Genomic DNA, 19237 nt, shown 5'->3' with positions numbered 1-19237 from the left:
GGCGTCACACTCCCCACCTCCTCCGAAGGTGAGCACCATGACCACCCTCCACCAGGAACACACCGCCCACGCGCACGCCCACGGCCCGGACTGCGGGCACACCGAGGTACCGCACGGCGACCACGTCGACTACGCGCACGACGGACATCTGCACCGGCAGCACTCGGAACACTGGGACGAGTGCGAGCCGGACGGGCACATCGCCCACGAGGAGCACGGCCACGAGCACGGCAAGGACTGCGGCCACGCCGCCGTGACGCACGGCGACCACGTGGACTACGTTCATGACGGTCATCGCCACGCACGGCACGACGGCCACTGGGACGACCACTAGGCAACCGTCGGGCACGGAAGAACCGGAACCCCCCGAGCTGTCGACGACGGCCCGGGGGGTTCCTGCGTGATCGAGACGCCAGTCACGTTTTGCCCCCACACTGGACTGCATACCGACCGGTCGGCATCATGTGGGGAGTCCTGAAGCACGGGGTACGGAGGAAACACGATGAGCTCAGACCACCCCCCAGGTCTCGATCTCGACCGGCTGCGCGGCCTGCTCGACAGCGAGCGGCCCGGACTGGTCGACGGCCCGTTGACCGGCCGGTTGATCGAGGGCGGACGGTCCAACCTCACGTACGCGGTGACGGACGGCACCTCGAAGTGGGTCGTACGCCGCCCTCCGCTGGGGCACGTGCTGGCCACCGCGCACGACATGAAGCGCGAGCACCGGGTGATCACCGCGCTGCACCCGACCGCCGTACCCGTACCGCGTACGCGCCTGCTGTGCGAGGACGTCGACGTGCTGGGCGCGCCGTTCTACGTCATGGACTTCGTGGAGGGCACCCCCTTCCGGACCGCCGAGCAGCTCGCGCCGCTCGGCCCGGAGCGCACGCGCGGAGCCGTGCTCGCGCTGGTGGACACGCTGGTCGAGCTGCACGCCGTGGAACCCGCCGAGGCGGGCCTCGCCGACTTCGGTCGGCCCGAGGGCTTTCTCGACCGGCAACTGCGGCGCTGGGGCAAGCAGTTGGACGCCTCCCGCAACCGCGACCTGGCCGGGGTCGACGAGTTGCACGCCGCGCTGGGGCGCGAGCTGCCGCACTCCCCCACGGCCACGGTCGTGCACGGCGACTACCGCCTGGACAACGTGCTGATCGGCGAGGACGACGAGATCAAGGCGATCCTCGACTGGGAGATGTCCACGCTGGGCGATCCGCTCACCGACCTGGGACTGCTGGTGATGTACAGCATCCCGATCGGCATGCCCGACTCGCCGGTCTCCACGACGGCCAGGGCCGCCGGGCATCCGGACCCGGCCGAGCTGATCGAGCGGTACGCCGCGCGCTCGGGGCGCGACGTGTCCGCCGTCGCCTGGTACACGGCGTTCGCGTGGTTCAAACTCGCCGTGATCCTGGAGGGCATCCACTACCGCTACACGCTCGGCCAGACCGTCGGCGCGGGCTTCGACCGCATAGGCGACCTGGTCCCCGTCTTCATCGAGCACGGCCTGACCACTCTTCAGGAAGGCTGACCGGCCATGGACTTCGCATTCGACGCACGCACCGAAGAGCTGCGCGCCAAGCTGCTCGCCTTCATGGACGAGTACGTCTATCCGGCGGAGGCCGTCGCCCACGAGCAGCGCGAGCTGCTCGCCTCGCCGTGGGACACCCCGGCCGTGGTCGAGGAGTTGAAGGCCGAGGCCCGCCGTCAGGGCCTGTGGAATCTCTTCCTGCCCGACTCCGAGTACGGTGCCGGGCTGACCAACCTCCAGTACGCGCCCCTCGCCGAAATCACCGGCCGTTCCCCGCAGTTGGCGCCGACCGCGCTGAACTGCGCGGCGCCGGACACCGGCAACATGGAGGTGCTCGCCCAGTTCGGCGACGAGCGGCAGCGGAAGCAGTGGCTGGAGCCGCTCCTCGCCGGCGAGATCCGCTCGGCGTTCGCGATGACCGAGCCCGAGGTGGCCTCGTCCGACGCCACGAACATCACCACGCTGATCGAGCGATCCACCGACGGCACAGACGAGTACGTCATCAGCGGGCGCAAGTGGTACATCTCCGGGGCGATGAACCCCGACTGCAAGATCTTCATCGTGATGGGCAAGACGGATCCGGACGGGTCCGACATCCGCCGCCAGCAGTCGATGGTGCTGGTACCGCGTGACACACCCGGTGTGGAGGTGCGTCGTGCGATGCAGGTCTACGGGTACGAGGACCACTCGCACGGCGGTCACGCCGAGGTGGTCTTCGACGGGGCCCGGGTCCCGGCCTCGAACCTCATCGGCGAGGAGGGCGGCGGCTTCGCCATCGCCCAGGCGCGACTGGGTCCCGGCCGGATCCACCACTGCATGCGGCTGATCGGCATGGCCGAGCGGGCGATCGAGCTGATGTGCCGGCGGGCGGTCTCCCGTACGGCCTTCGGCAAGCAACTGGCCGAGCAGGGCGTCGTACACAACTGGATCGCCGACGCGCGGGTGGCCGTCGAGCAGCTTCGTCTGCTGGTGCTCAAGACGGCCTGGCTGATGGACACCGTCGGCAACAAGGGTGCCCACGCCGAGATCCAGGCCATCAAGATCGCGACGCCTCGTACGGTGGTCGACATCATCGACAAGGCGGTCCAGTTGCACGGCGCGGGCGGAGTCAGCCAGGACTTCCCCCTCGCCGAACTGTGGGCCGCCGCCCGCACCCTGAAACTCGCCGACGGCCCGGACGAGGTCCACCAGCGCTCACTGGCACGCCGGGAACTGAAGCGGTACGTCTGACCCGTCGGCGAACTCGCGCGTCCTCGAGTGCCGGAGGGGCTGGCTGTCAGCCCCTCCGGCACTCGAGGACGCGCGAGTTCAGCGCGATACGGGGGCTACGGCCTGAGCGCCCGGAGCAGCAGGTCCGCCAAGTGGTCGGCGACCTCCTGCGGGGGGAGCGGACCGTCAGGGCGGTACCACGTCGACAGGTGGTGGACGGAACCGAAGTGGTAGTCCACGACGAGGTCCGCCGGGGTCGCCGTCGAGAAGACCCCCGACTCCTGCCCCTCCTCGATGAGCGCCCGGAACCGCTCGTGATAGCGGCGCCGCTCGGCCCGTACCTGTTTGTTCTTCTCCGGGCTCAGGTGGTGCATGGAGCGGAAGAAGATCGCCCCGTCGTCGAGATTGTCGATCGTCGTGACGACGACATCCGCCGCGGCACCACGCAGCCGCTCCTCCACCGGCGCGTCGGCCTCGGCGAAGGCATCGAGCCGCTCCTGCTGTACACGCAGCACGCGCGCGTACACCTCGTGCAGCAGGTCGTCCTTGGAGCCGAAGTAGTGGTACAGCGCCCCCTTGGTGACACCGGCCGCCTCGACGATCTCCTGGACCGAGGTCCGGTCGTAGCCGCGCTCGGCGAAGAGCCGGGTAGCGGCTGCCAGCAGCCGCCGCGGGACGGGCGTGCCGTCCCCGTCCGTCGTTCTGGGCACTGCCGCCACCTGCCTTCCAGTGTTCTTTGTTGAGTTCTGTGTGCGTTGCGTTGGCGTTGTACGTAGGCCGTCTACTGGCCGCCGCGCGACCGGGAACGCAGTTCCCGACGGAGGATCTTCCCACTGGCCGTCTTCGGCAAGTCGGGCAGGATTTCGACCTGTCGCGGGTATTTGTACGCGGCCAGTCTCTCCTTGCAGTATTCGGCGAGTACAGCGGGGTCCTCATCGGCGCCCGGACGCAGGCTGATGTACGCCTTCACGGTCTCGCCGCGGTATCCGTCGGGCACCCCGACGACCGCGGCTTCGCGCACCGACGGGTGGGTGTAGAGGACGTCCTCGACCTCGCGCGGCCACACCTTGAAGCCGGACGCGTTGATCATGTCCTTCTTGCGGTCGACCACGTAGAGCCAGCCGTCCGCGTCCATGAAGCCGATGTCGCCGGTGCGCAGCTCGCCGTCCGGGAAGGTCTCCGCGGTGGCCTCGGGCCGGCGCCAGTAGCCGGGCACGACCTGCGGGCCGCGTACGAGGATCTCGCCCTGCTCGCCGAAGGGGACCTCCGCGCCCTGGTCGTCGACGATCCGGACGACCGTGTCGGGCCCCGGCAGTCCGACGGCGAGTGTCCCGGAGACGGGGTCGACGGGTGCCTCCCGGCCTGGCGGCACCGAGGCGCAGGGCGCGGTGCACTCGGTGAGTCCGTAGCCGTTGCGGATGTAGGGCCCGAAGCCCGCCCGGAACTTCTCCACGAGCGCGGGCGGCACCGGCGCGCCGCCGGAGGAGATGTTCGCGAAGGAGGAGAAGTGGTCCGGCGTCACGGACGGGTGCGCGGCCAGGGCCATGAAGGCGGTCGACGGGCCGACCGTGTAGTGGGGCCGGTGTTCGGCGAACGCGTCGAGGACGACCCCCGCCTCGAAGCGGTACGCGAGGACGAGCGTGCCCAGGCTGTTGAGGCATGCGGCGAACTGGCAGACCATCCCGGTGATGTGGAACAGCGGTGCCATCGCGAAGTACACGGGCGCCTCGGGCAGCGCGAGGCCCGTCCGCTGGCGCTCGGCGTTGTACATGATGTTGGCGTGGGTGTTGGTGGCTCCCTTGGGGGCGCCGCTGGTGCCCGAGGTGTAGCTGATCAGCGCCACGTCCGAGGGGCGGGGGTCACGGCCCTCGGGGGCCCGGTGACCGGCCTTCGCGACGGTCACCAGATCGTCCGCGTCCGGCGCCTGCGGCAGCCGCTCGAAGTTCAGTACGCGTGCGTCGCCCCGCGTCTGGAGATCCAGTTCGCAGCCGGTGAGCACGACGCGTACGGGCGAGTCGGCGGCCGTCTCGCGCAGGTACGACTCCCAGGCCCGGTCGGAGCAGATCAGCGCGGTGACCTCGCCGTCCCGCAGGACGTGGGTGACCTCCCCCGACTTGTACATGGGGTTGACGGGGAGGACGGTCGCGCCGGCCTTCCAGGCGCCGAGGACGGCGAGGACGAAGAGCGGGGAGTTCTGCAGCAGGACGGCGACCCGGTCGCCGCGCTCCAGGCCTCGGGCCGCGAGGTGCCCGGCGACGGAGTCGCTCAGTTCGTCGGCCTCGCGGTAGCTGAGACGCCCATCGAAATAGGCGAGGAAGGTGCGGTCGGGGGCCTCGGCGACGGCCCGGCGCAGGGCGTGCACGACCGAGTCGTCGGGGCTGACGGGCCCGCGCTGGGCGTCGTTCAGGAGCGCGAGCCACGGCCGGGCCGCATACCGGGAAGGGGTCACCGGCCGTTCGCCTCCCACTTCTGCTGGATGTGGTTCATGCTCGTCAGCCAGCGGTCGGGGTCGGTGGCGCGCGCCTGGTAGTAGTCGGCGACCTCGGGGTGCGGCAGGATCAGGAAGCGGTCCGCCTCGATCCCGGCGAAGAGGGCGTCCGCGACGTCCTCGGGCTCGATGGCGGTGGGCTGGAGCACGAGGTCGCCCGCGCTGCCGGTGCTCGCGAGCATGTCGGTGCGGACGCCCTGCGGACAGATCGCGTGGACCTTCAGACCGCGATGACGGTACGTGAGGGAGAGCCACTCGGCGAAGGCGTACGCGCCGTGCTTGGTGACGCTGTACGGGGCCGCGCCGACCATCGTGAGCAGTCCGGCCGCCGAGACCGTGGAGACGAAACGGCCGCTGCCGCGCTCCAGCCAGGCGGGGAGCAGCGCGTGGGCCGCGCGGACGTGCGCCATCACGTTCACGTCCCAGGCCAGTCCCCAGACCTCTTCGGGCGCCGCTTCCGACCCGCCGGAGGCGAGCCCCGCGTTGGCGCAGTAGACATCGACGCTCCCGCCGAGCGCGTCCCGGGCCTCACCCACCATCGCGGAGGCGTCTCCCGGCACCGCGATCCCGCCGATCTCGTCGGCGACAGCCTTCGCCTTCGCGCCATCCAGGTCATTGACCACGACCCGGGCCCCCTCGGCGGCGAACCGCCGCGCGAGCGCGGCTCCGATGCCCCCTCCGGCTCCGGTGACAACCACTCCGGCACCCTGCACGGCTTCCACGTTCGGTCTCCTTCGACACGACGAGATCTCGGCTCCGCTCGACACGCCAGACTAACCAGTCGGTATGTAGAGAGGGAAGGTCAGGCGCGCCCCTATAGGGGCGCGGGGCTGCATCGATATGCGGCTCCGCCGCGTGGGCGCGACAAGCCACACTCGACCCGCAGCTTACGAACAACAGGCGGCAGCGCTTAGCGTGCTCCTGCCAGCCTTCCGCAAACCACGGAGGTCGTCCCATGCGCCGCCTGTCCAGACGGAGTCTCCTCGCCGCCACAACCGCCGCGGCGGCGTTCTCGGCGGGCCCACCCTCCACAGCCACGGCCACGGCCGCCCAGGAACCGAAGGGCGCCCGCCGCCTGCGGACCGGTTTCGACCGCCTGGCGGCAGACGGCTACACCCTGCTCCGAGCGGAACGCGTCGGCATCGTCACCAACCCCACCGGCATCACCCGAGACGCCCGCCACATCGTCGACGTCATGCACGCGGACGACCGCGTGAACCTCGTGGCCGTCTTCGGCCCCGAGCACGGCTTCCGGGGCACCGCCCAGGCCGGCGGATCCGAGGGCCGCCACGACGACCCGGCGACCGGCCTCCCGGTCTACGACACGTACCTGAAGAGCGGGCAGCCACTGGCCGACATCTTCACCGCCTCCGGCGTGGACACCGTCGTCTTCGACATCCAGGACGTGGGCGCCCGCTTCTACACGTACATCTGGACGCTGTACGACTGCATGGAGGCGGCCCGGCTCGCGGGCAAGCGGTTCGTGGTGCTCGACCGGCCGAACCCGGTGACCGGCCGGAGTGCCCAGGGACCCGTGCTGCACAAGGAGTTCGCGACCTTCGTGGGCCGGGAGCCGATCGCGCAGGCGCACGGGATGACGGTGGCGGAGCTGGCGCGGCTGTTCAACAAGGAGTTCCTCGCGGCGCCGGTGCCGCTGGACACCGTGCTGATGTCGGGGTGGAAGCGGTCGGACTTCTACGACGCCTCCGGTCTTCCCTGGGTGCCGCCGAGTCCGAACATGCCGACGCCCGACACCGCGCTCGTGTACTCGGGGACGTGTCTCTTCGAGGGGACGAACCTGTCGGAGGGGCGCGGTACGACCCGCCCGTTCGAGCTGCTCGGCGCGGAGGGCATCGACCGGCGGTGGGCCGCCGAGGTGGCGCAACTCGGGCTGCCCGGCGTGCACTTCAGGGAGGCCTACTTCGCGCCCACCTTCTCGAAGTTCCAGGGCAAGACCGTCGGCGGCGTGCAGATCCATGTCCACGACCGGGCCGCGTACGATCCCGTACGCACCGGAATCGCGCTGTTGGTGACCGCCAAGAAGGTCTGGAGCGGCTTCACTTGGCGCCCCGACAACTGGATCGACAAGCTCACGGGCTCCACGCGGGTGCGCACGATGATCGACGCGGGCGCGAGTGCCGACGAGGTCGTGGCAGGCTGGCAGGGTGAGCTGGTGGCCTTCCGGCAGCTGCGCGGGAAGTACCTCCTCTATCGCTGAGACATGACGTCGGGACATGACCCTGGGACGTGAATTCGGGCTGGTCGTACCGGCCGTGACGTATGGCCAACTGCCCCTGTCGGCGGGACGATGCGCGCAACATGCGCGAGTTGCGGGGACCGAAGGAGGCTCGTCATGGCGGAGCCGGCAATGAGTGTGACTCCCTACTGGGAGCTGACGTTCGACGCGGACGGGGATGTGAACGGCAAGCAGCGCGACCGGCTGCTGAAGGAGGCGTCCGAGCGGGGCGTCAAGGATCTGATCGTGTTCTCGCACGGCTGGAACAACGACCGGTCGGGGGCGGCACAGCTCTACAGCCGGTTCTTCGAACCGTTCCCCCGGCTCGTACCGAACGCCCGGCTCGGATACGTGGGCGTGGTGTGGCCGTCGATGCGGTTCTCGGACGAGCCGATCCCCGACTTCGGGAGGGCGGTTGCCGCGGGTCCGGTACTGGACGAGGGCACGCGCGGCGGACTGCTGGACGTATTCCCCGGCCGGGCCACGCTGGTCGACCAGATCGCCCGGATGCTCGACCAACAGCCGGACGGCGAGGCCGCGTTGGTGGAGTACGGGCGGCTCGTACGGCTGCTCGTCGAGCTGCGGCCGGAGGCGCCGGGGGCCACGTTCGCCGCGGACACGCTGACGGAGTCGGGGGCGCAGGGCGACCCGGAGATGCTCCTCGGGGACACCGTGGAGATGAGCCGCGCGTTCGCGCGGGCACTGGCGGAGGTCCGGGCCGGAGCCGACGGCCGGGACGGTGACGGCGGTGACGGCGGTGACGGCGAGGGAGTCCAGGCCTCGTTCGGGCTTCCCCGCGTCCAGGTCTGGGACGGAGCGCATGAACTGCTGCGCCAGGCAACGTACTTCGCGATGAAGCGGCGCGCTGGCGCGGTCGGTGAGCGCGGGCTCGGGCCGGTCGTCGGGCGGCTCGCGCAGACGGCACCGGGGCTGCGGGTGCATCTCGTGGGGCACAGTTTCGGCGGGCGTCTGGTGTCGTTCGCGCTGCGCGGGCTGCCCAAGGGCGTACGGAACGTGAAGTCCGTGACGCTGCTTCAAGCCGCCTTCTCCCACTACGCGTTCGCGGCACGGCTGCCGCACGACGCGCGGGGCAAGGGTGTTCTGCACGGTCAACAGGACCGTGTCGACGGCCCGTTGGTCTGCTGCTTCTCGCGCTTCGACGCGGCGCTCGGCACGGTCTACCCGCTGGCCTCCCGGATGGCGGGTGACAGCAACTCCGCCGCCGATCTGAGGCTTCCCCGCCTTCTCGGCGGCAAGTGGGGGGCGTTGGGACACGACGGTGTGCAGGCGGTGGCGGGTACGAAGGCGTTCAAGCTCGCCGACGCGCTGCGCGCGGAGCTGCCGGTGTCGGGCTGTGTGAACATCGACGCGGCGGCGGTGGTGAAGCGCGGCGGACCCCCGTCGGGGGCCCACAGCGACATCTGTCACCGGGAGTTGGCCCAGGTGGTGCTGGCGGCGGGCCGCATTCGCTGACCCGCCGCCTGCTGCTTCCTACTGCTTGCTGCTGGTGCCTGTTGTCAACTGATGTGTGCTGTCAGCGGTGCGAGGCGAACTCCACGACCTGCTGGTAGGTCGGCCGGTTCTGCCAGCTGATCTTGTTGTGCTTGATGCCGCCCAGCGTGCGCTGGTTGACCGAGTCGGCGCACCACTGGTCGCCCGCCGAGCAGAGGTCGTCGCCCGGAAAGACCTGGGCCGCCGTCTTTCCGGCCGCCTCCTTGAGCGTACTGATCAGGATGTCCCGGCAGGCGCTCAGGCTGCCGCCGCCGCAGTACGACTTGGCGAGGCCGCCCTGCACGGACTCGCCGAGCACCGCCCGGATGTCCTTGTGGACGTAGCTCCACCAGCCGTACTGGAAGGAGCTTCCGGCGTGCGAGCCGGTGGGCCCGTGTCCGGCCGACGGGGCCTCGTCCACCGGGAGGTTGCTCGTCATGGCGGTGTAGAGGTCACTGCCGAGGCCGGGTTCGAACTCGCCCTTCACCAGCAGGGGCCACCAGGCGTCGAGGAGGCGGACCGCCTCGGCGTTGGCGTAGGCCTTGGAACCGGCCGAGGTCTCCTTGCGTTTGGCGCCCGCCGTCACCCAGTCGGACAGCTTCGTCACGGCCGCCGCGGCCGTCGTGTCGGTGACCGGCGAGCTGTTGACGACCTTCAACAGTTTCGGCAGCACGTCCTCGGCCCGCAGATCGGCCAGCGCCGCGTCGGCCATCGCCTTGGTGAGCGAGGCCCTGGTCACCCCGCCCGCGGCGACCAGTTTCTTCACCCGGTCGTCCAGGAGGTTGCCGCGGTGGACGGAGCCGTCGCCCCAGGAGGCCGTGGTGTAGTCCTTGGCCTGTTTGTTGTTCCAGGAGATGTAGTAGTCCTGGTCGATGGAGTTGGGGTGGGCGGACGCCGGGGTGTAGTCGGCGGTATTCGTCGTCGGCGTCCAGTTCTTCCACTCGTACGCGGGCTGCGCCCAGACCGGGAACTCGGCGTCGACACCGGTGGCGCGGACCGGGTTGTCGCCGCTGTTGTAGTAGGCGGTGTGCTGCGAGTCGGCGTAGAACCAGTTGAAGGTGTAGTTGATGTGCTGCACCGCGCTCTGGAAGGTCTGCGGGCTCTTCACGTAGTCCGGGTCGTTGAGCATCTGGAAGCCGATGATCGAGTCGGCCTCGTGCATGAAGGAGGAGCGCAGCGTGGTGTACGCGACCTTCTTGCCGTTGACCGTGGCGCGGTGCGTCACCGGGCCGTACTTGGTGCGCCACACCTGCATGCGGTACGAGCCGGCCGCGGTGCCGTCGGCGGTGGTGGGCTTCCAGGCGTTGGTCTGCTCGATCTTCTCCATGGCCGTGCAGGTGCCGCGGTAGAGGTAGTGGGTGTCGTCCTGGCACAGCTCGACCGCGTAGGAGTCGATGATGTCCTGGCCGGAGGTCGTCGCGCTCCACGCGTAGTCCTGGCCGCGGCCGAGCTGGACGTACATGCCCAGGCCCGCGAAGGAGGCGCCGCGGGCACTGAGGCCGGGGCCCTGGATCTCCTGGAGCATGAGCAGTTGTGGCGCGAAGTAGCCGGTCTGGGGTCCGAAGACGGCGATCGGGTTGCCGCTCGCGGTGTGCTTGCCGCTGACCACGAGGGCGTTGGACATGCCGCGTTTCGCCGAGCTGAGGGCGCTCGCCGCCGCCGAGGCGGACGTCTTGGTGGCCGTGGCGGTGGCCGCGCTGCCCGTGCGGTCGTAGACCAGGGGTTCCTGGGTCACCGTGCCCGCGTCGGGCAGGGCCTGGCCCTGCGCGTTGTCCGGCTTGGCGGCGTACGGGAAGCTCTCGCCGTTGTGGATGGTGAGTACGGCCTCGGGGTCGTTGCGCTCGCGGAAGGACTCCCAGACCTTGGTGCCCTCCTCGACTCCGTACTTGGACTGGGCGGCGAGCAGGGAGATGGCGTTGCTGACCTCGCCGCCGCCCCCGGAGCCGAAGAGCGCGCCGATCACGGAGGCCAGAGCGACCAGGTCGGTCTCCTTGAAGTGCTCGATGGTCCCGGCGTTGGTGATCGAGTCCTTGTGGCCGGTCAGGACGTACTCGCCGGGGAAGTAGCGGCCGCTGTCGGAGGCGTCGATGTAGGCGTTGATGCCGGCGATGTAGGCCTTGACGTCGTCGAGTGCCTGCTGGCCCCGGGCACCGTTGCTGTTGACAGCGTTGTCAATCTGGGCTTGGAGATCGGCCTCGGTGTACGGGGCGTGGCGCCAGAAATCCTGCTCAAGGCCCTGGTTGGAGGGGGCGCCGCCCGCGAAGGGGGTGAGCTTGCCGCGTCCGACGTGCCGGAAGACGTCCATGAGCCACAGCCGGTCCTGGGCGGCGGCGTACCCGGCGCCGAACTCCGTGCCGTAGCGGGTGGTGCCCGTGATGTGCGGCACACCGGTCTTCTTGTCGCGGACGATCGTGACGTCGGTGCGTCCGGCGGGGTTCAGGGTCGACTCGACCTGGTCGGCGGTGACCCCGAACGAGGAGTCCTTGAAGAAGTCGTTGATCTTGGCGTCGGTGAGCGCGGGGTAGCCCGATGCCAGGTTGCCGTAGGGCGCGAGCTGGTCGTCGGCGTGCGCGGGCTGGACGCCGAAGGCCTGGTTCAGGAGGACCTCGGCGAGGGTCGCGTTGCCGTTCTGGCCCGCCGGGAGGATGTCCGAACACCGGCCGCCGCAGTAGTCGTTCGCGGCCGCTGCCGCCGTAACGGCCGGCGGCTCGGCGGCGACTGCCTGGGAAAGAGGAGACAAAAGACCGGCAATGAGCGCGCATATGGATGCGCCTCTGAGGAACTTGGGGAATCTGCGGGGAGTTCTCTGTCTGTCGAGGGTGGTGCGTGGGGTACGCCGGGGCATGGCTGACTCCTCACGACGGGGGTGGGCCGGACGTTACCGCCGGTATCCCCGGCTTTGAAGATGAACATGCGTCACCTTTTGGTGTCGGAGGGGCCGGAGGATCCCCGACGCGCCGTCGGCCGCGACAGGCCGACGGCGAGAAGCGATCGGTAGACGGCCGAGAACCGTCTGGCGGACAGCTCGGACCGTCCGGTTGGCGGCTTTTGTGGCGGTCACCGAAAACCAGATGGAGCCGAATCGGGAGTCGATACGTCTATTCGGCGACGTCCTTACGACGACGCCGAAGTGACCGAAGTACAGGTGCAGGTGTGACGGAGGTGCAGGGCGATGGCCGGTTTTCGGAGTCTGGCGAGACAGGTGCGCGACCAGAGGAGCGATCTGGCACTGCGGCGCTATTCACTGCGCAAGTGCCTTGAGAGGTTCGCTCCTTACGGTCACCGGGCGACCTGGGACCATCTGTGTTCGCGGGCCGGGTTCGGCCCCGAGGACCGGTCCCCCGATCCAGCGCGGCTCGTGGCCGCACTGGACGAGCTGGAGGAGGCGCGCTCCGTATGGCTCGCCTACGAGGTCGAGTTCGCCCAGCGCCGCAAGAAGGAGAAGCACGACGGTCTGCGCAGCCCCGGCAGCGTGGACGACTGGCACCGGCTCACCTGGGGCGGTTTCGGGGTCGCCTGGTGCGACGACCCGCGGGTCCACCCCCATGAGCCGATGGCCGAGGTGCTGCGCCGGCTGATCGCCGCCCTGGAGCGCGAGCCGGGCACCGTCTGCCCGGCCTGCTCGGGCGAGCACCTCACCTGGAAGTACGACCTGGCCCACGAACCCTCCACGGGCCCGGTCTGCACGGCCTGCGGAATCGTGGTGCCGCGGCCGGTTCTCACGCCCGAGGCCCTGGCAGAAGCCAGAAGAGGGCGTCTATTGGCATCCGTGGCCAGCTGACCGTGCCGGGGGTGCGCCGACGGAACCGCACCCCCGGGCGAGTGACCACGGCGACTTGATGTCAGCCGACCATGGCGCCTTGATGCCGGTAGACCACGCCGTCTTGATGCCGGTGGACTACGGCGTCTTGATGTCGGTGTGGATGGCGAGCTTGAACTCGGCGAGGGTGATCGGTGTGGTGATCTTCGCGTCGTTCAGGCCGCGCGCCGATATCTTCAGGCCGAGCGGGGTCCCTGGGTGGACGAACATCTGCCAGACAAAGGTGCGGTACTGCCCGCCCCGCGTGATCGTCGAGTCGGTCGTGGCCGTCGAGTCGTATTTCTTCGAGGTCATGTCCAGGGGGTCCCGGACGAAGCGGGCCCGGTATTCGAGGGCACGGGCGTCCGCCTCCCAGAAGACCATCGCGGACAGCACCCCCCAGCCGTCGTGGCTGGGCCAGATCAGCCCTGAGCGGGTGTCGGGGAACTTCGACGCCGCGGTGCCGCCGTGCGCGGGGTCGTGCATCTTCCAGGGGTCGTAGGACTCCTCGCCCTTCTCGTACGGGAAGCGCACCAAGTGGTAGCCGTCCTTGTCGTACGTGATCTTCTGCGCCCCCGAGCGCGCGGCTTCCCACTTCAGCGAACTGATGACGACGCTCATCCACACTCCTCGCTCTGCTCCCGGCCGCCTCGGGCCGGGTCGTGTTGTCAGTGGTACGTGGCACCATCGGGGGCATGGTGCAGGTCTGTGTGAACGGGGGCCGTGGGTCCGGCGACGGTGCGCTCGTGCCGTTGTCGCCGGGGGCGATGGCCGACTCCGCGGCGGAGGCCGTCGCGGTCGGGGCGTCGGACATTCACGTACATTCCAAGTCCCCCTGTGGGGAAGACACACTGTCCCCGAAGGCGGTTGCATCGACGTTGCTTGCGATACGCGCACAGGTCGGGGTCCCCGTCGGCGTGACCACCGGCGCCTGGGCCGAGCCCGACCCCGCGGCCCGCGTCGCGCGTGTCCGAGCGTGGACGGTCCTGCCCGACCACGCCTCGGTCAACTGGCACGAGCCGGGGGCGGAGCGGGTCGCCGCGGCGCTCCTGGAGCGGGGTGTGGCCGTGGAGGCCGGCATCTGGTCCGGCACGGACGGGGCCGCGCGGTTCGCGGCGTCCCCGCTCGGGCCGCGGGTACTGCGCGTCCTGGCGGAGGTGACGGACCCGGATCCCGCCTCGGCCGAGGACACGGCCCGGGAGCTACTGGCCGCGCTGGGGACGGCTCACGGACGCCCCGTCCTACTGCACGGGGAGGAGGACGGCACCTGGCCCGTCCTCCGGCTCGCCGGACGCCTCGGGCTCGCGACGCGGATCGGCCTGGAGGACACGCTGTACCTGCCGGACGGTCAACGGGCGGTGTCGAACGCGGAGTTGGTGGCGGAGGGGTTGGTCCAGCACGGGCGGGCGCGGCGCTTGCCGTAGCGGGGAGAGGCTTTGGCGAAGTCCGCTGCGGCACCGCACGCCCCCTGAGGGGCGCGGGGCCGTGACATATGCGGCTCCTCCCCCACTCTCGGCTTCGCTCGAGCGGGGGAACCCCCATCGTGGGCGCGACCAGCCCCCACCGGGCCCGCAGGTGACCACCCGGCTTCCGGCGGAGCGCATAGCAGCCCCAAAATCCCTCGCTCCACCCCTTTCCCGTACGGACAGTTGGAGGTGATGAAACCGACCTGAGGAACCCGGGGAGTCCCGCCATGTCGACGCTGCGCGTCACCGCCGAAGTGCTGACCGTCCACGAGCATCCGAACGCCGACGCGCTCGAACTGGCCCAGGTGGGCCGCGGTCGCCATTTGCGCTTCGCTCCAGCAACAAGCTGGTAAGCTCTCCGCGTGTCGGGGGCGACAACCAAGCCTCCAACTACCCGAGCGGGTCCCGTACTTGCTTCGGCGGCCGGGAGGGTCGTCGCTAGACAGGCATGACCTGTCAAACTCCCCGGAGCGATCCAGGGGAGAGTCTCCCTCGCCTAGGAGGAGAGAGAACTCCAGATCCCGGAGCAGTCCGTAATCCAGGACTGAGCAGGCGGCTCGGCGTCACCAAATGGGTGCCGCCGATACCACCCACGATGGACGGCGAGGTCGAGTCTGCTCCCGATCTGCTGCCCTGGGTCGACATCGAGAACATCCAGCGCTACCCGGACATCTTCGCCCCGGGCGAGGATGTGGTCCTGACCGAGAAACTGCACGGCTCGGCCTGCCTGCTCACGTACTTCGCCGAGGACGGCCGCGTACAGGTCTCCTCGAAGGGCTTCGGCGCCAAGTACCTGGCCCTGACGGAGGACCCGCGCAATCTGTACTGGCGGGCGATCCACGGCCACGGTGTCGCGCGGGCCGCCGCCGGACTCGCCGAGCAGCTCGGGGCACGCCGGGTCGGCATCTTCGGCGAGGTGTACGGAGCGGGCGTACAGGACCTCACGTACGGCGCCGACGGCCGCCGCGAGACGCTCGGTACGCGGTGTTCGACGTGTCCGCGGAGATCGACGGCGAGGTCCGCTGGCTGGACGCGGCGGAGCTGCTGACCGGTGAACTGCCGCTCGTGCCACGGCTCTACGAGGGCCCGTACGACATCGGCCACGTCCTGGAGCTCGCCTCCGGGCGCGAGACGGTCTCCGGGCGGGACCTGCATCTGCGCGAGGGGGTCGTAATCAGGCCCGCCACCGAGCGCTACAGCCCCGTGACGGGCGGCCGCGCCGTCGCGAAGGCGATCAGCCCGGCCTACCTGACACGGAAGGGCGGCACGGAGTACGAGTGAGGCGGGGACCGGGGTCTCTGATCCCCGCGCGGCCTCAGAGGCCCGCGGGCCTCAGGGGACGCTGGTGGCGAATCCCGTCAGACCTCCAGCAAGTGGGTTGTGAGTCCCAGCGACACGCCGTAAACCGGGCGTGTCGCTGGGACTCCCGCGACAATTACTTCGCCCGTACTTCTCCCGGCGGATTCGCCAACGAAATCCCTCAGGGGCCCGGGGGCGTAGAAGCCCAGAAGCCCGGAAGCCCAGGGCTGCTTCAGCCGCAGCCTCTGGGCTCCTGCGTCGGCTGCTCGGGTTGCTTCATCGCGCCCTGGCGTTCCACCATCAGGCGGGAGCCGCTCTGCCGCTCGCCGATGACGTCGTCGGGGTTGGACAGCACGCAGTTCTCCAGCGAGAGACAGCCGCAGCCGATGCAGTCCGTGAGGTGGTCGCGCAGGCGGCCCAACTGTTTGATGCGCTCGTCGAGTTCGGAACGCCACGCCTCCGAGAGGCGGGCCCAGTCCTCGCGCGTCGGGGTGCGCTCCTCGGGAAGCTCGGCGAGCGCCTCGCGGATCGTGGCCAGCGGGATGCCGACGCGTTGCGCGGCCCGTACGAACGCGACCCGACGCAGCGCGTCGCGGTGGTAGCGGCGCTGGTTGCCCGTGGTGCGGCGGCTGCTGATCAGGCCCTTGGACTCGTAGAAGTGCAGGGCCGAGACGGCGGCGCCACTACGGGCCGCCAGCTGGCCGACCGTGAGTTCGTGGATCTTCTCGGGAATCTGGGGCACCCCTCGAAGCCTACCCATCCCGTCGACCCGGCCCGCACGCCTTCCGCCCGTCTTCCGCCCGCCTACCTCGTCACGCGTCACGCTTCCGGTCCGTTGACAGGGAACCCTCTCCCTACCATGCTAAGCAGTTGCTTAGACATTGCTACGCGGGAGGCCAGCGACATGGCAGAGCCGAGGATCTTCACGTCCGCCGACGAACTGAAGGCGGCGGTGGGTGAGCAGTTGGGATACAGCGACTGGCTGGAGATCGACCAGAAGCGGGTCGATCTGTTCGCCGACGCGACCGGGGACCACCAGTGGATCCACGTGGACCCCGAGAAGGCCGCGGCGGGTCCCTTCGGGACGACCATTGCCCACGGGTATCTGACGCTGTCGCTGCTGCCGCTGTTCGGGCCTCAGCTGATCAAGGTCGAGGGTGCCAAGATGGGCGTCAACTACGGGACGAACAAGGTCCGCTTCCCCGCTCCGGTACCGGTCGGTTCGCGGCTGCGCGCCACGGCGAAGATCACCGGGGTGGATGAGGTGCCTGATGGCGTGCAGGTGTCTGTCGGGTTCACCGTGGAGCGCGAGGGAGGCGACAAGCCGGTTTGCGCGGCCGAGTCTGTTTCCCGGTACTACTTCTAGACTCTCTGGTTGCGTATGGGCTGCGGGGCCGTTGTGGCTGGTCGCGCTGGTCGCGCAGTTCCCCGCGCCTCCAAGGGGCGCAGAGGCCGGCACACGTGACCAGCGGGCTACTCCCTGGCCCCGACCATCCTCAGGACCAGGTCCGCGTACAACGCGCCCACCTCGTCCGGCGTCCTCGGGCCGTTCACGTTGAACCAGCGGGCCACGTCGATGCACAGGGAGAGGACCGCGAGGGTGGTGCCCGGGACGTCCGGGACGTCGAAGTCGCCCGCCGCCACGCCGTCCTCGATGATGCCGCGCACCTCGGCGTCGACCTGGCGGCGCAGCGCGATGATCTCGGCGCGGGCGTCCGGGCCGAGCGAGTCCAGTTCGTACTGCACGACCCGTGCGGTGGTGCGCCCCCCGGCGTGCCACCGGACGAAAGAACTCACGGCGTCCGCGAGCCGCTCGCCGGCGCCGCCCTCGCGCCCGGCCGCCGTCCGGAGGATGTCCAGAGCCCTCTCGTGACCGATCCTGCTGATCCGGTGGAGGAGCTCTTCCTTGGTCTTGTAGTGGATGTACAGCGCGGCCGGGCTCATCCCCGCGCGGCCCGCGATGTCACGGGTCGTCGTCGCGTGGTACCCGCGCTCGGCGAAGGCCTCCACGGCGGCGACAAGCAGCCGCCGGGCCGCGTCCGGGGTGACCTCGGCCCACGGCGACATCTCCGCGCCGGCCGTCTCCTCCGCCGTACTCATCGCTCGTTCGCCCCTTCCACTGGCAGAACGAACACCATACCTCTGATGCTGAGCGACCGCTTAGCGTGCCCGATCAGAGGTGGGAGGGGGGCCCGCTCGGAGCTTCACAGCTTCTCGAAGGGGTCGTGTTCGGCGAGGAGCTTCTCCAGACGGGCCTGGTCGACCCTGCTGACGATCTGCCCGGCCTCCTGACGGTCGCGGATCACCTTGGCGAGGGTGAAGGCGGAGGTGACGAGGTAGAGGACGGCGATTCCCAGGAAGGCGCGCACCCAGATGTCGGCCTCCAGGTTGAAGATGCCGATGGCGGTGGCGGCGATGGCGACGCCGAACGATAGGACCGCCTGGCCGTAGAAGGCCGCGGTGTTCTGCTGCTTGACCGGTGTCTCACTCATGCGCACCAGGATCGGCCGACGTGGCCGGAACCACATCCGCGCGCGTACTCACTCGCGTACTCAGAAGGCCGAAACGCCAGTCAGCGCACGCCCGATGACCAACTTCTGTATCTGGCTGGTGCCCTCGTAGAGAGTCATCACGCGGGCGTCGCGCAGCAGCTTGCCGACCGGGTACTCGTCGATGTAGCCGTAGCCGCCGAAGACTTGGAGGGCGTTGTTCGCGGCGCGCACGGCGGCCTCCGAGGCGAAGAGTTTGGCTTTGGAGGACTCGGTGGCGAACGGCCGGCCGCGGTCGACGAGATCGGCGACCCGCCAGGTGAGCAGCCGGGCCGCGTCCACGTCCACGGCGATGTCGGTGAGCAGCTCCTGGACGAGCTGGTGGTGGGCGATGGTCCTCCCGAACTGCTCGCGCTCGGTCGCGTACGTCACGGCGGCGTCCAGCGCGGCCTGGGCGATGCCGACGCAGCCGGCCGCGACGGACATCCGGCCCTTGGCCAGCGCGGACATGGCGACGGCGAAGCCCTTGCCCTCGGGGCCGAGCATCGTCGAGGCAGGCACGCGGACGTCCTCCAGGACCAGCTCGGCGGTGGCCTGGCCGCGCAGTCCGAGCTTGCCGTGGACGGTGCGGCGGGTCAGGCCTGGGGTGTCGGTGGGTACGAGGAAGGCGGAGACGCCCTTGTGGCCGGGGGCGTCGGTCGAGCGGGCGAAGAGGAGGACGACGTCCGCCCAGGTGCCGTTGGTGATGAACATCTTGCTGCCGCTGATCACGTAGTCGTCATCGTCGCGTACCGCCCTGGTCGACAGGTTGCCCGCGTCGGAGCCGGTGCCCGGTTCGGTGAGGCCGAAGCAGCCGACGTACGAACCCGAGGTGAGCCCCGGCAGCCACTGCCGCTTCTGCTCCTCGCTCCCCCAGGACGCGATGGTCTTGGCGACGAGGCCGAGGGAGACCGAGACGATGCCGCGGACCGAGGAGTCGCCCCGGCCCAGCTCCTCCGTCACCAGGCAGTACGCGAGGTGGTCGCCGCCGGAGCCGCCGTACTCCTCGTCGACGGTGAGGCCCAGGAAGCCGACCTCGCCGAGCTTCTTGACGATCGAGCGGTCGACCTCTTCGGCGCGGTCCCAGGCGACGACGTGCGGGGTGATCTCGCGGTCGACGAAGTCCCTGGCGAGCCGTCGGACGGCGGTCTGCTCCTCGCTGAGCTCCAGGTTCATGAAGAGTCCTCCCGGTCGAA

The 19237-nt window shown here is 69.8% G+C and carries 18 protein-coding genes and 1 pseudogene; 10 read left to right on the top strand and 9 right to left on the bottom strand.

Annotated elements, in window-relative coordinates; genetic code table 11:
* Positions 1–37: 37 nt before the first annotated feature.
* The 3 genes from OHA11_RS38115 (at position 38) to OHA11_RS38105 (ending at position 2755) form a co-directional block, all read left to right on the top strand.
* Positions 38–334 (top strand): hypothetical protein, encoded by a 297-nt coding sequence (locus OHA11_RS38115; protein WP_266504179.1) that lies wholly within the window; start codon positions 38–40, stop codon positions 332–334.
* Positions 335–502: 168 nt separating this feature from the next.
* Complete coding sequence (locus OHA11_RS38110; protein WP_266504177.1) at positions 503–1525, top strand: phosphotransferase family protein; 1023 nt, start codon at positions 503–505, stop codon at positions 1523–1525.
* Positions 1526–1531: 6 nt separating this feature from the next.
* On the top strand, positions 1532–2755 hold the full coding sequence (locus tag OHA11_RS38105; protein ID WP_266504174.1) for an acyl-CoA dehydrogenase family protein: 1224 nt from the start codon (positions 1532–1534) through the stop codon (positions 2753–2755).
* Between the two features lie 95 nt (positions 2756–2850).
* Here OHA11_RS38105 and OHA11_RS38100 read toward each other — a convergent pair whose 3' ends face one another.
* The 3 genes from OHA11_RS38100 to OHA11_RS38090 form a co-directional block, all read right to left on the bottom strand.
* On the bottom strand, positions 2851–3444 hold the full coding sequence (locus tag OHA11_RS38100; RefSeq protein ID WP_266504173.1) for a TetR/AcrR family transcriptional regulator: 594 nt from the start codon (positions 3442–3444) through the stop codon (positions 2851–2853).
* Between the two features lie 71 nt (positions 3445–3515).
* Complete coding sequence (locus tag OHA11_RS38095) at positions 3516–5183, bottom strand: class I adenylate-forming enzyme family protein (RefSeq protein WP_266504171.1); 1668 nt, start codon at positions 5181–5183, stop codon at positions 3516–3518.
* On the bottom strand, positions 5180–5944 hold the full coding sequence (locus tag OHA11_RS38090; protein ID WP_266504169.1) for an SDR family oxidoreductase: 765 nt from the start codon (positions 5942–5944) through the stop codon (positions 5180–5182). Before OHA11_RS38090 ends, OHA11_RS38095 begins: the two co-directional genes overlap by 4 nt.
* A gap of 233 nt (positions 5945–6177) precedes the next feature.
* Between OHA11_RS38090 and OHA11_RS38085 the strand changes: the two genes are divergently transcribed.
* Together OHA11_RS38085 and OHA11_RS38080 are read left to right on the top strand one after the other, a co-directional pair.
* Positions 6178–7440 (top strand): DUF1343 domain-containing protein, encoded by a 1263-nt coding sequence (locus OHA11_RS38085; protein ID WP_266504166.1) that lies wholly within the window; start codon positions 6178–6180, stop codon positions 7438–7440.
* A 135-nt stretch (positions 7441–7575) separates the two neighbouring features.
* Positions 7576–8931 (top strand): serine-threonine protein kinase, encoded by a 1356-nt coding sequence (locus OHA11_RS38080; protein WP_266504165.1) that lies wholly within the window; start codon positions 7576–7578, stop codon positions 8929–8931.
* Positions 8932–8992: 61 nt separating this feature from the next.
* On the opposite strand, the gene OHA11_RS38075 is transcribed toward OHA11_RS38080, so the two are convergent.
* Positions 8993–11794 carry a penicillin acylase family protein gene (locus OHA11_RS38075; protein WP_266504163.1) on the bottom strand — a complete coding sequence of 934 codons (2802 nt, stop codon included), beginning with the start codon at positions 11792–11794 and terminating at the stop codon, positions 8993–8995.
* 327 nt (positions 11795–12121) lie between these two features.
* On the opposite strand from OHA11_RS38075, the gene OHA11_RS38070 reads away from it, so the two are divergent.
* Entirely contained in the window at positions 12122–12730 is a 609-nt protein-coding gene (locus tag OHA11_RS38070) for a hypothetical protein (protein WP_266504161.1), read from the top strand.
* Between the two features lie 117 nt (positions 12731–12847).
* Here OHA11_RS38070 and OHA11_RS38065 read toward each other — a convergent pair whose 3' ends face one another.
* On the bottom strand, positions 12848–13369 hold the full coding sequence (locus OHA11_RS38065) for a hypothetical protein (RefSeq protein ID WP_266504159.1): 522 nt from the start codon (positions 13367–13369) through the stop codon (positions 12848–12850).
* 74 nt (positions 13370–13443) lie between these two features.
* Between OHA11_RS38065 and OHA11_RS38060 the strand changes: the two genes are divergently transcribed.
* The 3 genes and pseudogenes from OHA11_RS38060 to OHA11_RS38050 form a co-directional block, all read left to right on the top strand.
* Positions 13444–14172, top strand: coding sequence for a 3-keto-5-aminohexanoate cleavage protein (locus tag OHA11_RS38060; protein WP_266504157.1), 729 nt, complete (start codon positions 13444–13446; stop codon positions 14170–14172).
* Between the two features lie 269 nt (positions 14173–14441).
* Positions 14442–14567: a hypothetical protein gene (locus OHA11_RS38055; RefSeq protein WP_266507898.1), complete on the top strand. Its 126-nt coding sequence runs from the start codon at positions 14442–14444 to the stop codon at positions 14565–14567.
* Between the two features lie 200 nt (positions 14568–14767).
* Positions 14768–15495 (top strand): annotated as a pseudogene (locus tag OHA11_RS38050) (RNA ligase (ATP)); the annotation flags it as partial.
* A 250-nt stretch (positions 15496–15745) separates the two neighbouring features.
* On the opposite strand, the gene soxR reads toward OHA11_RS38050, so the two are convergent.
* On the bottom strand, positions 15746–16255 hold the full coding sequence (gene soxR, locus OHA11_RS38045; protein ID WP_323186727.1) for a redox-sensitive transcriptional activator SoxR: 510 nt from the start codon (positions 16253–16255) through the stop codon (positions 15746–15748).
* A 162-nt stretch (positions 16256–16417) separates the two neighbouring features.
* Here soxR and OHA11_RS38040 point away from each other — a divergent pair, with 162 nt between their 5' ends.
* Positions 16418–16879 carry a MaoC family dehydratase gene (locus tag OHA11_RS38040; RefSeq protein ID WP_266504153.1) on the top strand — a complete coding sequence of 154 codons (462 nt, stop codon included), beginning with the start codon at positions 16418–16420 and terminating at the stop codon, positions 16877–16879.
* Positions 16880–16986: 107 nt separating this feature from the next.
* On the opposite strand, the gene OHA11_RS38035 is transcribed toward OHA11_RS38040, so the two are convergent.
* The 3 genes from OHA11_RS38035 to OHA11_RS38025 form a co-directional block, all read right to left on the bottom strand.
* Positions 16987–17613 (bottom strand): TetR/AcrR family transcriptional regulator, encoded by a 627-nt coding sequence (locus OHA11_RS38035; protein WP_266504150.1) that lies wholly within the window; start codon positions 17611–17613, stop codon positions 16987–16989.
* Positions 17614–17717: 104 nt separating this feature from the next.
* Positions 17718–18005: a YiaA/YiaB family inner membrane protein gene (locus OHA11_RS38030; RefSeq protein ID WP_266504147.1), complete on the bottom strand. Its 288-nt coding sequence runs from the start codon at positions 18003–18005 to the stop codon at positions 17718–17720.
* Positions 18006–18065: 60 nt separating this feature from the next.
* Entirely contained in the window at positions 18066–19217 is a 1152-nt protein-coding gene (locus tag OHA11_RS38025) for an acyl-CoA dehydrogenase family protein (protein WP_266504144.1), read from the bottom strand.
* Between the last annotated feature and the right edge of the window lie 20 nt (positions 19218–19237).

Source organism: Streptomyces sp. NBC_00878 (assembly GCF_026341515.1).
Classification (GTDB): Bacteria; Actinomycetota; Actinomycetes; order Streptomycetales; family Streptomycetaceae; genus Streptomyces.
Note: the sequence above shows the minus strand (reverse complement) of the source record. Positions and strands in the feature narration are given on the sequence as shown.